The sequence below is a fragment of the Eubacterium sp. Marseille-QA0814 genome, assembly GCF_965119675.1.
Taxonomy (GTDB): domain Bacteria; phylum Bacillota; class Clostridia; order Lachnospirales; family Lachnospiraceae; genus Eubacterium_G.
Genome location: NZ_CBCPMG010000001.1, coordinates 1,672,728 through 1,686,197 on the forward strand (window position 1 = coordinate 1,672,728; position 13,470 = coordinate 1,686,197).

The window sequence follows — 13,470 nt, forward strand, 5'->3', positions numbered from 1 at the left end:
TAATTACGGAGGTAAAAACTATGAATAAAACTGCGAAAAAAAATATTATAGTTCTTCTAGCGACTTTAATATTTACATTGGCTTTTGCTACAACATGTTTTGCCAAAAGTAGTCCTACTGCTACAGTTATTCCAACTACTACAGTTAACCCAACTACTAAAGCACCAACAACAGTAAAGCCTACTAAGAGCAACGAAACAACTAAGAAAAAACAAAAAAAGCAAAAAACTACTAAGAAAGACGAAACAACAACCGGCTCAGGTAAAACAGGAAAGAGAAATCCTTCAGACATTTCTCCAAAAACAGGCTCAAATATTATAATCCCAATTGCCGGCTTGTTAGTAGCCGCAGGTGCAATTGTAGTTTCCAGAAAAGAATTAACAAATAAGAACTAAATAATAAATAACAGATAGCCATTAGTGGCAAATGAAAGCAATTCATAACTCAATAGAAAAAGCGAGAAAATAAAAAGGAATTCAGACAATAGAAATATGACTTGTCTGAATTCCTTTTTATTTATCTGCTTTTTCACCAGATTGTGAATTGTTATTTATTTGTTGCGGTAGATTGAACCACTATTTCCTTTGACTGTTAAGTTCAAACTGCCATCTTCTACTTCATAGATTATTCTTCCACAGTTATAGAATTCTCTACTTGATTCCAACAATCTTTCCCACTGTGAAACACTTCGTCCCAACTTCCAAACGGGAACGGAAATCTCTTTGTCTATGTCAGATGTGTTGATTACTGTTAATACTGAATCATTTTCATTAAAGCGACCATAACACACCAAATCGGTGTCAGCAATTAGCAACATGTAAGACCCGTCTTTTAATGGCTGATTCTGTTTGTGAACACATATTGCCTCTCTATAGAATTCAAGCAATTCTAAATCTTCCTTACCCCAAGGATAAGTTCTTCTGTTATCCGGATCTGTCCAACCACATACACCTGCTTCATCACCGTAGTATAAAGTAGGTGCACCAGGCAATGTCATCTGCATAATAACGCCCTGCTTAAATATTGCTTTATCTATATTTTCTGCTGCTGCTGCAGCTCCTACTGTACCGATTCGACCAACCATCTTATTTGTTCTCGTCATAAATCTTGAATGATCATGATTTGATAATTCATTCATTGCCACAAGAATTGACTGGTTCTGCATACGTGAAAGCTGATACTGCATTGTGTTATGGAACACTTCTCCGTTACCTCTCATGTATGGGTTTGCATTGTCAGAATGTTTATCAACACCTGTTAAAAACCATGTGACAGGGTCCATAAATGCGTCATAGTTCATTACCGTATCCCACTGGTCACCCATAAGCCATGAGTGTGCATCACCATAGTGCTCTGCCAAAATAATTGCATTAGGATTGGCCTGTTTAACTCTGTCTCTAAAACGCTTCCAGAATTTATGGTTAAATTCAGGGCTGTGTCCTAAGTCAGCTGCCACATCAAGTCTCCAACCATCAACATTAAATGGAGGTGACACCCATTTTTCAGCTATATGCAAAATGTAATTACACAACTTTTCACTACCCTCATAGTTTAATTTTGGAAGAGTATCAAATCCCCACCAACCTTCATAACTGTAATTATCAGGCCAGCTATCTGTGCTAAATTTAAAATAAGAATTATATGGGCTTTCCTTTGACTGATATGCCCCTGTTTCATAATCACTGTTTCCTTTATAAAGTTCCTCTCTGTCTAACCACTTGTTAAAAGAACCACAATGATTAAGAACTCCATCGATAATTATTTTAATTCCATGCTCATGAGCTTTTTCAACTAATTCTATAAATAACTGATTACTTGCCTCAAGGTTTCCCAAGTTAGTAGTTCTTGTTTTGTACTTGCTTGCTTTTTTATTATCAGTTGCGTAATCAGGTACAGTTTCTCCACCATCCACAACAATTTTTCCTAAATGCGGATCAACATGGTCATAATCCTGTGTGTCATACTTATGGTTTGATGGTGAAACAAAAATAGGATTAAAATAAATTACATCAATACCTAATTTTTCTAAATAGTCCAGCTTGTCAATGACCCCCTGCAAATCCCCACCGTAGAACTGTCTTGTTCCATCAACTGCAGGATTTTCGTTCCAATCCTTCACTGCTGTAACTGCTTTTCCAATATAAACATATTCATTGTCAACTACGTCGTTTGTTTTGTCCCCATTGTAAAAACGGTCAACCATTATCTGGTACATAACCGCTCCCTTTGCCCAATCGGGAGTTTCAAAACCAGGTGTCAATTCGAAATAACCATCATTTACAGCCTGTTTCATTATTCCAAACATATTATAAAAAATACAGCCTTCATTTATATCGCATTTAAAATAATACTGATACATCTTTTCACCGGCATCCAGCAGAGCTTCGAAATATTCAAAGTCCTCTGTAGTTTTTATTTTTGTCATCTGCAATTCATTTCCATTAACGCACACAAAGACACTACTAACAGTGCCTTTATTTGCTCTAAGAATGATGCTATATGTTTTTTGCTGTTCATTATATTTACAGAACTGCTTTGTTCCGTCATGAAATAATATATCTTGATTAACAAACATATTTTTACCTTCTATTCCTTATTAGAACAACGCTTCAAATTCTTCCTGATTAATCTTTTCTTTTTCTAACAATAATTTAGCTGAAGCATGAAGCTGTTCCATGTGTTCTTCAATAATGGCTTTCGCCTGTACATAACAACTCTCAACAATATCTCTAACTTCCTGATCAATTGCTGAAGCAGTTGCTTCTCCATAGCCTTTAGAGTGTGCCAAGTCTCTTCCAATAAACACATCATTGGAATCGTCATCATAGTTTATTAAACCTAGTTTATCTGAAAATCCATACTTTGTAACCATAGCCTTTGCTGTTGATGTTGCCTGTTTTATATCCTGCGATGCCCCTGTTGTTATGTCATCTAAAATCAGTTCTTCGGCAATACGACCACCAAGGCTTACCATAATTTCCTGTAACATCTTGCCCTTTGTAAGGAACATTTCGTCTTTTTCAGGAAGTGGCATTGTGTATCCTGCTGCACCTGCGCCTGTAGGAATAATTGAAACTGTGTGTACAGGTCCTACATCAGGTAAAACATGGAATAAAATTGCATGACCTGATTCATGATAAGCTGTAATCTTCTTTTCTTTTTCAGAAATAATCTTGCTCTTCTTTTCTTTTCCAATTCCAACTTTAATCATTGCCTGGTCAATATTTGCCTGTGTAATATATGGTTTGTCACCCTTTGCTGCCAAAATTGCTGCTTCATTTAAAAGATTCTCAAGGTCTGCACCTGTAAATCCTGCAGTAATTCTAGCTATATTTTCTAAATTAACATCGTCACCAATTGGCTTGTTCTTAGCATGAACTTCCAATATCTGCTCTCTGCCTCTAACATCAGGTCTACCAACTAAAACCTTTCTGTCAAATCGTCCCGGTCTTAAAATAGCCGGATCAAGAATATCAACTCGGTTTGTAGCTGCCATTACTATGATGCCTTCATTTACTCCGAAACCATCCATTTCAACAAGCATCTGGTTAAGTGTCTGTTCACGTTCATCGTGGCCACCACCCATACCTGTTCCTCTTCTTCTTGCCACTGCATCAATTTCGTCAATGAAAACTATACATGGTGCATTTTTCTTAGCCTGTTCAAATAAATCTCTAACTCTTGAAGCACCTACACCAACAAACATTTCCACAAAATCAGAACCTGAAATTGTAAAGAAAGGTACGCCGGCTTCTCCTGCTGTAGCCTTTGCAAGTAATGTTTTACCTGTTCCCGGAGGACCTTCTAATAAAACGCCTTTTGGAATACGTGCTCCCAAGCTAATATATTTCTTAGGATCCTTTAAGAAATCAACTATTTCTTCTAACTCTTCTTTTTCTTCTTCTAGTCCGGCAACCTTTGTGAAATCCATGTTTTTAATTTCAACAACCATCTTGGCTCTGCTCTTTCCAAAGTTTGCCATCTTGCCACCGCCACCTCCGGCATTGGCATTCATCATCATAAGTACAACAACCACAACAATACCTAACAAAATCATAGGTAACACGCTTGTTAAGAATACGCTGTCTCTACTTACATCAGGTATATATGGTTTTAATTTAATCTTATTGTTGTCTGCTTTTACTTTGTCAATATCGCTAATAACTTTATTAACATCTGTTACATAAACAATCTTTGATTCATTTGAATTGCTTAACTTAATTACCAGCTTACCTGTAGGAACTTCCTTGTTTTGCTTAATTGTCAACTGCTTAATGTTGTTAGCCTTTAAGTCTGTTAAGAAATCACTGTAAGCATAATCATTGTTTACAAAACTCTGGCTAAAACTGTAGATGATTAAGCAAACCAAAACTACAATCCCTAAAAAATAAAACTTAGAAAATCTATTTCTGCCTATACTGTTCAAATCTTCCTCCTCGCATTTCATAATTTGTGTCAATTTATATTAAAGTTCTACGATACCAATATATGGTAAATCTCTGTAGCTCTGGTCATAATCTAAACCATAACCTACTACGAACTTGTCTTCAATTTCAAAACCTACATAGTCAACATTCATGTCAACTTCTCTTCTGTCAGGCTTATCAAGTAATGTTGTTACCTTAATGCTTGCAGGATTTCTATCCTTTAGCATTGGAATTAATTTGCTTAATGTATTGCCTGAGTCAATGATATCCTCTACTACAATAACATCTAAGCCTTCAATGCTTTCATCTAAATCTTTTTTGATTTTGATATCGCCTGAGCTTTCTGTTCCTGAGCCATAGCTTGAAACACTCATAAAATCAAGTGTAACAGGAACAGTTAATCTTTTTGCCAACTCACATGTATAGAAAATACTTCCTTTTAAAATACAAACAAGTCTGATTTCTTTCTTTGCATAATCTTTGCTGATTTCTGCTGCAATCTCTCTAATTCTCTTATCTAATTTTTCTTCACTAATGTACTCTGAAATCTTGTGTATCATAATCCTTACTCCTTATTGTATGTGATTTTAATAATTCTTTTTGTACTATCTGTTACCTTGCACATCTCACTTATTCTATATCCAACAATCCACACAACATGATTCCCGTCTGCCAGCAACCATATATTGTTTCTTTCTTCCTGTGGAATTTTATTATCTATAAAATATTTTTTCAGTTTCTTTTTTACACTTCTTCCCGATTCACTTCCGCTAATTTCAATATAATCTCCCGGAAGTCTTTTTCTCAATGTCAATCCCTTTATTTTATCATAATCAAACCATTTAGTATATAACAAATCAGGGATATTTGATTTGTCAAAACTTTCATTTTCCACTGTAACTGTAATCTTTTCTGTGTTAAAAATCTTACCGTCTTCAATAATCGTCTGCCTGTTGCTGTCTTTTCCTTCGTTATTTTCAGGTAAAACTTTCACACCTTCGTAGGTTTTGATTAACTTTAAGCCGTATGGTAGTTCCGATTTCTTTGAGACCTGATTTGACAATAACCCAATTACAATATTAACGTGATTAGCCTTTATGTCTTTTAGTCTACCAGTGTTTTCCAAAATCCACATTCTGACGACCTCCTGTAAAATTACAACATTAAGATCTTCTGCCGAATTAAGTAAAACATTATCTTTCACATAAATCTTATATGCCTTCTGTGCCTCACCGTAAATATATTCATACACCTGAGATAAATTTTCAGCCGCATTTACTATATTATATTCCGCTTTTTGATTAATATTTTCTTTTATATAGGGCATTAGCTTAAGGCGAATCCTGTTTCTGCTGTAATCTGTCTCTTTATTGGTGCTGTCAATACAGTAACTCAAATTGTTTTCCTGTAGATACTGCTCTATTTCATTTCTGCTACAGCAAAGTAGGGGTCTGATAATCTGCCCTCTCATTGGAGAAATTCCCGTTAAACCTTTCAGTCTGCTACCTCTAAACAAATTAAAAAGAACCGTCTCGCTGTTATCATTTAAGTTGTGAGCCACTGCTATTTTGTTTGCTCCAACTTCATTTGCCACCTGTTCAAAAGTGTTATATCTGAATATTCTTCCGGCTTCCTCCTCTGATAATTTCTGTTCTTTTGCCATTTCAGGTATATTTGCCGTCACAACTCTAAAAGGTATTTGCAAATTTTCAGCCATTTGTTCTACAAAATCTGCATCGCGTTTTGCCTCGCTGCCTCTGATTCCGTGATTTACGTGAACAACGTATAGCTTCAAGTGATACTTTTCTCTTAAGCTGTACAACACATGTAGCATACAGACAGAATCAGCGCCCCCGGAAACTCCAAGTAAGACGCTGTCTCCATCTTGTAATATTTTATTTTTTTCAATGTAACTTATCACTTTTTTCAACATAATTCTATGATACTTTATGGGTGTTTCGATGTCAAACTTTCAAAGAAGTAAAACTATTTTTATGACTAATTTATTAGATTTTCTCCCAGATTCCCGTACAAATAACTGTCATGTCATCTTCCGGCACCCCCTTTGACCTGGCTAATGCTCTGGTTAAAATCTCCATTGCCATTTGTTTTGAATTGGATGTTTTAATGTCCATGATAATTCTACCCATAGCCTCCTCCTTGTCAGGCTCATCAAGGGCATCTACAATTCCATCTGAAACCATGATTACAAAATCGCCATCGTACAGTTTTTTCGTTATAGTTTCCATATCCACTTCCTGGAATACTCCCATTGGAAGAGATGTGGACTTAATACATTCTACCCAGTTTCCACGTTTAATATAAGTACAGGCTGCACCTAATTTTAAAAACTGACACGTTCCTGAGTATTGGTCAATTAAAGCCATGTCCACTGCTGCCGGCTCCTGCCACTGATTTCCTGTTAGCATTATCGAGTTGGCAAGTTTCAAAGTTGTTCCCTCTTCAAAGCCACTGTCTATCATTTTTTCCAGCAAATCAATTATAAGTTCACTATAGCCCCCTGCTCTTTTTCCGGAACCCATACCGTCACATATACTCATAAAAGTCTGCCCACTGTTTAAATTCATAACAGCGAAATTGTCTCCTGAAACGTTCTCGTTATTTTTTGTCTGTCTGGCAGTTCCACTTATTGTCATAAAATTTACTTCTTCTAATAAAACATACTCATTGTAATCTTCCGTAATATTAACAATGCTGTCCATGGAAAGGCGTACCTTTTTGCCTAAAGCCTGACTTACTACCTTTTTAATTACATCTGATTTAACATCAGTTTTTTTCTTTTTTTTGGCAAAAAGTCTCACCTCTAACATGCCTTTACTATTTTCATTTATATAAATTCTTCTTGCTATAACTTTGTTTTCCCGTAACTTATGTTTTATATAATCGTCCATTCCTAGAATTGTTTTCTTTTCGCTGTAAATTGGTTTAGTGTAATTTTCCATTACTTTTGCCATTTCATTAAACTGCACAGCCATTGCTTCTCTTGTTTCCAGCAGTTTGTTGTACCATAAGTAATTTATTTTTGCCCGCTCCAGATATTGAATCTGACCGTTGGCACAACCTCTACAGGAACTGTTTGCAATCTCCTGTTCCACACAACCTTCCATGGATACGTCGTAATCCCTATCAATACCACTCATTCTTTTAAGCTCTGATGCAAGATTTTTAAATGCCTTTGAGGTCCGTAAAATACTTTCGTTTCTTATATCTTCCTGTTTGCTTATTGCCTCCTGCAACGACTTATGGTTTGGAACATAATCACTTACATATTTTATAAAGTATGTAAAAATTACTGTCATTGACCAGGTAAGCATTACAATTGGCACTAAACCGTATAAGTCAATTTTCATCATTCCGTCTATTGACCAGTCAACCGCCTCCACCAGCACAGTAATAACTGTGGCAATTACCGCCACCACATATGGGTTATACTGATTGCTGATTTTTTTATACTGGGTTATGCATATACCGGTGGTTGCCATAATCGTGCCGTATTTCACTGCAACCATAAAACCACCGTTTACAAATATTGTGTACATCATAAGTGGCAATGTAACTAAAGGCACGCCTTTCATTTGACACAATGCCCCATACCAGCTTTCTCCTATTGTATAGTAACCAAGCATTGGCATTAAACAGGTTAATACACTCATGGCTATTATCAATATTGGTTTTAATATTTTTTGCATACCATCCCTCCTTGTTTTTTTCACAAGAAATAGTATACAAGCTCTGTTTATGTTTTTTTGTCAAAGCAAGGTATGATAATCGTTAGATATTTCGACATTAGATTGTTAAAATACATCCCTAGTGGAACGTATTTTTTTAACAGAAGATTTTGAAAAAATTTCTTATAGAAAAAACCATATCAAAACTTTTGGTATTCCACTGGGTTTTAATATGGCATTTATAATTAATCGTTATTTAATTCTTTAATAAAATCATTTAATCTTCACTTATATTGTTAATTTCTATTCAATTTCAATATTGCTATAAGTTTTCAATTAAACTATAGATTATGTTTCCTAATATAGCAGCTAAAAATAATACTAAAGCTATTCTTGCTGCCCAAATTTGCGTTCTGCCTCTTTTTACTTTTTTCTTTTTTCCAAAGCCGTTTGCATTGATTATCTCTAATGCTTCTTTCCAGTCTTTATCTTTTACAAGCACGCCTTTAGGTATCATAAAATCAGAACCTTTTATTCTAAGATAATCTCCAGCCCCGTCTGTGTATATTTGTGTATATATACCGTTGCTTTCTAAAAGCCCTATAAGCATTTGTAGTTCTACTTCATCGTTTGTTTCGTAAACCTGTTTCATCTCTTTAACCTCGTAATAAAATTTAACTACCCTATTGTTTAAATTATTAAATTCATATCTGATTCGCTAATATTGATTCTTCATTCTACTGATTTATTAATCTTCCGGCTTGAAAATTACTTCGTTAGGATATAATAAACCTAAATTTCTAGCCATCTGTTCTACATAATCATCTGTTTTAACATATTCTTCCTGATCCTTTAATTCTTCAGATAACTGTAGTTCTTTCTTATATTGATTCTTTAATTTTCTTTCCTGCTCTCTTAAATCAGCCAATGTGCTGTATTTGCTTATCATCTGTCCACCAATGACAATACAAAATGCCACAACTACTGCTGATATAGCTATCATCATCCTTCTATTTTGAATACGCTTTCTTCTTGCGTTGCTTAATCTTCTTGTTGATACTTTTCTGTTTTCTGTTGCCATTTTCTCTTCCTTTTTTCTTTTTTAACTCTTTTTAGTTTATCTAATTTGTATAACTTTTGCAATGGTTTTAACATTTTTGTCACAATTTTCTTTACTTTACCAAACACGCAAGTGTTTAATTTTTTTAACATTTTAGAAAGTTTGGTTTTTACTTTGCACAGAAACTTTGCAACCCTGTCAACAATTTTTCTTCCAACTAACCATTCATACAAAGCCATTATGCCTAATGTAAAGATTATTGAAAAGAATCTAGGTCTGCCGTAATTGTATTTCAAGTATATATTAAACATAAATATTGCAGAAATCGTCCAATAAATAACATCCTGAATAATCATGGAAACAATTCCCACTTTGAAAATTCTTCTGCAAACCCGAACCATATCATAGCAGACAACTAAAACAAGTCCACCATACAGGCTCATTACAATAAGCAATGCTTCCTGAGAAATCTGCTGACTCATTATTTAAACATCCTCTTCAAAATAGACTTACTTTTTTCTCCATAATCCTTTACGTCTGAATAAACAATACTGTCAATTTTTCCTGAAATATTTACCTCGCCTTTTTCAATTGTAAGCTTAGTTACCTTTAGGTCGCTGCCCTTTATATGTACCATACCTAAATTTGATTCAAGTAAAACCTGATTCAAGTCGAAAGCCACTACGTCTTTAATCCCTGTCAAATTCATCTGCTTTCTATTGTCCATTGAAAGTTTGTGGGTTCTTGGTGTACTGCCTGCTTCCATATTAACCTCGAAAAGTTTTCTATATAATAATATATTAGGTTATGTGAGAAATATGTCTTGCAGTTGCATTTTAATCAATCTCTTTGTACATGTCTACTGCTTCTTCTTTTTTAACTGTTTCTTTTGTGCTTAAAACTTCCACCTTTACAGTTCTTTGACCAAACTGAATTTCTATTTTGTCTCCCTCTTTTACATCTCTTGAAGCCTTAGCCGGCTGTCCGTTTACCAAAACTCTTCCTGCATCACATGCCTCATTTGCCACTGTTCTTCTTTTTATTATTCTTGAAACCTTTAAAAATTTATCTATTCTCATGATATCTCCTTTTGTTCTAATTAATATTTTTAAATTTATGTGCTTAGAATATATATTTTTCTACTATTAGGTTAATTTTTATAATACAATTTTCCATATTATTAAATTTACATTTTAAAAAATAATTTCCTATTTACATATAAAAATAATACCGGAGATTTTTTCTCTCCGGCATTATTATAATATATGTTTGATTTTCTATAAAGACTATATTTATTTTTTGCCAGGATCATATAGGTTGTCATTCCAACCGTAATCCACTTTATGATTATAATAGTAAGGATTTTTATTATCTATTTTACTTAAAATTGTATCATAAAGATATGCGTGACCATTGTAGTTTGATGACAACACATTTTTGTAAAGGTAATTTGCAACTTCAGGTATGGACATTGTTACTGTATCCGTGCCGTAAATCAAAGTACCATCTTCTGCCACAACAAAACCTCTTACATGGAATGAATTTGTCATAACATTTAGTATGCCATTGTTATAATATGAGTTGTTACTCATTGTTCTGACATACTTCATTATGCCATCTTCTTTGCTTAATATTCCATTGTCTGTTGTCACATAGCCATATGTATAATCCATGTTGTTGTATTGCCTTGCTCCTCTATAGGTATATTCATTACCACTAATAGCCTGAGTATTTAGTATTGAATATGTGTTATCCAATACATCATCAGCCGAATTTCCTGAACTGTTAGGATCGATTGTGTATATTACCCCTGTATTTTTTACGGTGTAATTCTTTCCTGAAACTGTAATGTTCTGTCCAATATCAGGTGCTTTACAAATTGTTCTAAAGGCTACTTTTTTCTCACTTCCTTCTTCATCAAATAAAACTTCGCCCTTTGTGTTGTAATACCTATTTCCATTTGTTTTAATCTGAAATCCCTCAACTGTAATGCTGTCAGACTTTAACATTGTATTTTCTGACACAACTTCAACTTCATTTGATGTTGTTCCTTTTGATACCTGTTCATTTAAAGTTGCCTGTACAGTAACTTTATGCTTTCCTGCAGCCACATTTTCAAGCTTCACATTTCCATATGAACTTATTAATGTAAAATCTTTTAAATTCACAACATTGCCTGAAATATCATTTACAAATTTTAAGTAAATAGTATGTTTCCCCTCTTTTAAAGGCTCATACAAGTCAATTGTTTTTGTAACATAGTCTCCCCATCCTGCATTTGCAGTTGGTGGTGTAATTTTAATAGATCCAATAGGAACACTATCCATACTTTTATCATATACATAAATTGTACCGTTTGCATCTTTATCACATGAATAGTTAAAAGTGACAGAGGTTATAGGCTTTGATACTGAAATATCTTTGTATTCTACCCAGTCACCATTATGGGTTCCACCTATATTTACCGGATTTTTATTGCTGTCCTTATCTATTGTTACACCATTTTGATTTGTATAATCTGTTGCCTTTATAACTGTACTGTCTGATTTTATATCAGACTTGGATATAGTTGCCACACTGGTTGTACTGTCATCAATATAAATGTTGTACTTTGTATCATCAGCCATACCTGCCTTTGGATACCAGTTTACATCTATTTGGTTTAACATTCCATCAGCATTCACAAGGCTTACACTTTTAATTTTAGACTCTGCAAGATTGTCCACTGTACCCGGAAAATAACTTTTTACTTTGTCCGTTACATTTGTATTTCTGTCAACGCTTCCCTGATTTGACCATTTTGATAATATGGTTTCATAAGAATCATTTTCTACATCTGCCCAATACTTTTTAGTATCAGCATCGTTGCCGTTACCGTTTCCCGGAGTATTAAATAATCCCCAGTTTCCATATTGTTTTGTACATTTGTAGTTCCAAACTGTCCAACTTAAATTATTGTCATTTAATAATTTAACACCTTCACTCCATGAATCACTGTTTGACATCATATTAAATTCTCCAATATAACTTGGCACATTATAATTTGCACCTTTTATATTGTTGATTTTGCTCTGCATTGCAGCAACCTGTTTGTCTTTGTCACTGTAATCACTGTATAAATACTGATGATATTCGTACATTACGTTTGTCCAATCTTTATCAGAAGGATCGGGAAGAGTGTCTGCATCCCACACGGCTTCCATAATAATAACGTGATTGCGGTCAACTGTTCTTATCTTTTTGTAAGCCTTATCATATACATTCCACAATGTACTAAGTCTTTCGGCCTTTGTTCCGGTTACATCTGTCGCATTCATATAATCTGCCATTGGTTCATTAAGCAAATCATAACCTGCAACAACAGGATTATCTTTGTAATGCTGTGCAATTTTTAACCACATATCCAAATATTTTGCCTGATTTGTACTTGCATCTGTTCCAAAGAACAAATTTGAATTGTCCTTTTTTTGCTGATTTGTGCTTCCACCGTAAATACCTGAGTTGTGACTGCCATTTTGTGAACCATATGCACCATGCATATCAATAATTACATATATGCCATATCGACCTGCTGTTTCCACAAACCAGTCAATTTTATCAAAGGCATTGTCATACCAGTTGCCATTTTCATCAACAAGATTTCTGTACCAAATTGGAAGTCTGATACAATTAATGCCAAGTTTTGCACAATTTTCGAAATCACCGGTTGTCCAATAATTGTCTTCATATGCACTAACAAGATTTTTTGCCTTTTCACTGCCAAATCTGGAATTTAAAGTATCCAGAATGTTTTTCTGGCATCTGATATTTCCACTTGAGTTGTCATCAGTTCCACCATATGTTGCACACAGCCAGATTTCCTGCAACATATAACCACCTGCATTTACTCCACGCAAATGCACGATATCACCATTGTCATTTCTTAACTGCTTACCATCTGCTTTTATAAATCCGGGATAGCTTTCCTTTGTGGTAGAAACTGCTTTTACTCTTACACTACCCAGCTGTGGTATTCCTGTTATTACAAAAGAGACGGCAAGTATTATTCCAATTATTTTCTTTAATCTTTTCATAAATTTCTCCTAATTTCTAAACAAATTTTCTTAAAATTCAATTGGAAGGGTCCCACCTGGAACATCAGGAGTGGATTCCCATTCTCTTGTAACTATATCTCCCGGTTTTTCGTTTGGATTGGTAGTTTCAAAAAATGATCCAGAGTCCATAATTTTTTCAGACACCTCAAACTTTGTCACTATCAATTCCGGTGTCTCATAAACTTTTGTTTTTTTCATTT

At 34.4% G+C, this 13,470-nt stretch carries 13 protein-coding genes; 1 reads left to right on the forward strand and 12 read right to left on the reverse strand.

Annotation, left to right across the window (positions count from 1 at the left end; translation table 11 throughout):
* The first annotated feature begins 20 nt into the window (after positions 1–20).
* The gene (locus ACQY63_RS07820; protein WP_022166203.1) at positions 21–395 is read left to right on the forward strand and encodes an NPXTG-anchored protein; all 375 of its coding nucleotides are present in this window, start codon (positions 21–23) and stop codon (positions 393–395) included.
* Between the two features lie 155 nt (positions 396–550).
* On the opposite strand, the gene ACQY63_RS07825 is transcribed toward ACQY63_RS07820, so the two are convergent.
* The 12 genes from ACQY63_RS07825 to ACQY63_RS07880 all read right to left on the reverse strand — a co-directional run bounded on the left by ACQY63_RS07825 (position 551) and on the right by ACQY63_RS07880 (position 13,468).
* Positions 551–2,575 carry a glycoside hydrolase family 13 protein gene (locus ACQY63_RS07825; RefSeq protein WP_302689410.1) on the reverse strand — a complete coding sequence of 675 codons (2,025 nt, stop codon included), beginning with the start codon at positions 2,573–2,575 and terminating at the stop codon, positions 551–553.
* 21 nt (positions 2,576–2,596) lie between these two features.
* On the reverse strand, positions 2,597–4,426 hold the full coding sequence (ftsH, locus tag ACQY63_RS07830; protein WP_428244997.1) for an ATP-dependent zinc metalloprotease FtsH: 1,830 nt from the start codon (positions 4,424–4,426) through the stop codon (positions 2,597–2,599).
* A gap of 39 nt (positions 4,427–4,465) precedes the next feature.
* Entirely contained in the window at positions 4,466–4,987 is a 522-nt protein-coding gene (hpt, locus tag ACQY63_RS07835; protein ID WP_022166200.1) for a hypoxanthine phosphoribosyltransferase, read from the reverse strand.
* Positions 4,988–4,992: 5 nt separating this feature from the next.
* Positions 4,993–6,360 carry a tRNA lysidine(34) synthetase TilS gene (gene tilS, locus ACQY63_RS07840; RefSeq protein ID WP_022166199.1) on the reverse strand — a complete coding sequence of 456 codons (1,368 nt, stop codon included), beginning with the start codon at positions 6,358–6,360 and terminating at the stop codon, positions 4,993–4,995.
* A gap of 73 nt (positions 6,361–6,433) precedes the next feature.
* Positions 6,434–8,137, reverse strand: a complete 1,704-nt coding sequence (locus ACQY63_RS07845) for a SpoIIE family protein phosphatase (RefSeq protein ID WP_428244999.1) — start codon at positions 8,135–8,137, stop codon at positions 6,434–6,436.
* A gap of 301 nt (positions 8,138–8,438) precedes the next feature.
* A complete protein-coding gene (locus ACQY63_RS07850) occupies positions 8,439–8,768 on the reverse strand; it encodes a DUF2007 domain-containing protein (protein ID WP_022166197.1) in 330 nt (109 codons plus the stop codon).
* Positions 8,769–8,864: 96 nt separating this feature from the next.
* Positions 8,865–9,197 carry an FtsB family cell division protein gene (locus ACQY63_RS07855; RefSeq protein ID WP_022166196.1) on the reverse strand — a complete coding sequence of 111 codons (333 nt, stop codon included), beginning with the start codon at positions 9,195–9,197 and terminating at the stop codon, positions 8,865–8,867.
* Entirely contained in the window at positions 9,158–9,658 is a 501-nt protein-coding gene (gene yabQ / locus ACQY63_RS07860; protein WP_428245002.1) for a spore cortex biosynthesis protein YabQ, read from the reverse strand. Before yabQ ends, ACQY63_RS07855 begins: the two co-directional genes overlap by 40 nt.
* A complete protein-coding gene (gene yabP, locus ACQY63_RS07865; protein ID WP_296964753.1) occupies positions 9,658–9,942 on the reverse strand; it encodes a sporulation protein YabP in 285 nt (94 codons plus the stop codon). Before yabP ends, yabQ begins: the two co-directional genes overlap by 1 nt.
* A gap of 70 nt (positions 9,943–10,012) precedes the next feature.
* Positions 10,013–10,255, reverse strand: coding sequence for an RNA-binding S4 domain-containing protein (locus tag ACQY63_RS07870; protein ID WP_022166193.1), 243 nt, complete (start codon positions 10,253–10,255; stop codon positions 10,013–10,015).
* A gap of 213 nt (positions 10,256–10,468) precedes the next feature.
* Complete coding sequence (locus tag ACQY63_RS07875; protein ID WP_428245004.1) at positions 10,469–13,249, reverse strand: cellulase family glycosylhydrolase; 2,781 nt, start codon at positions 13,247–13,249, stop codon at positions 10,469–10,471.
* A 30-nt stretch (positions 13,250–13,279) separates the two neighbouring features.
* Positions 13,280–13,468: a hypothetical protein gene (locus tag ACQY63_RS07880; protein ID WP_022166191.1), complete on the reverse strand. Its 189-nt coding sequence runs from the start codon at positions 13,466–13,468 to the stop codon at positions 13,280–13,282.
* Positions 13,469–13,470: the final 2 nt, after the last annotated feature.

Bases quoted from the DNA above. Each gene is read 5' to 3' on its own strand.
- ACQY63_RS07870 (WP_022166193.1), bottom strand. From the start codon at position 10,255: ATGAGAATAGATAAATTTTTAAAGGTTTCAAGAATAATAAAAAGAAGA.
- ACQY63_RS07875 (WP_428245004.1), bottom strand. From the start codon at position 13,249: ATGAAAAGATTAAAGAAAATAATTGGAATAATACTTGCCGTCTCTTTT.
- ACQY63_RS07820 (WP_022166203.1), top strand. From the start codon at position 21: ATGAATAAAACTGCGAAAAAAAATATTATAGTTCTTCTAGCGACTTTA.
- yabQ (WP_428245002.1), bottom strand. From the start codon at position 9,658: ATGAGTCAGCAGATTTCTCAGGAAGCATTGCTTATTGTAATGAGCCTG.
- ACQY63_RS07880 (WP_022166191.1), bottom strand. From the start codon at position 13,468: ATGAAAAAAACAAAAGTTTATGAGACACCGGAATTGATAGTGACAAAG.
- ACQY63_RS07850 (WP_022166197.1), bottom strand. From the start codon at position 8,768: ATGAAACAGGTTTACGAAACAAACGATGAAGTAGAACTACAAATGCTT.
- ACQY63_RS07855 (WP_022166196.1), bottom strand. From the start codon at position 9,197: ATGGCAACAGAAAACAGAAAAGTATCAACAAGAAGATTAAGCAACGCA.
- tilS (WP_022166199.1), bottom strand. From the start codon at position 6,360: ATGTTGAAAAAAGTGATAAGTTACATTGAAAAAAATAAAATATTACAA.
- hpt (WP_022166200.1), bottom strand. From the start codon at position 4,987: ATGATACACAAGATTTCAGAGTACATTAGTGAAGAAAAATTAGATAAG.
- ACQY63_RS07825 (WP_302689410.1), bottom strand. From the start codon at position 2,575: ATGTTTGTTAATCAAGATATATTATTTCATGACGGAACAAAGCAGTTC.
- ACQY63_RS07845 (WP_428244999.1), bottom strand. From the start codon at position 8,137: ATGCAAAAAATATTAAAACCAATATTGATAATAGCCATGAGTGTATTA.
- yabP (WP_296964753.1), bottom strand. From the start codon at position 9,942: ATGGAAGCAGGCAGTACACCAAGAACCCACAAACTTTCAATGGACAAT.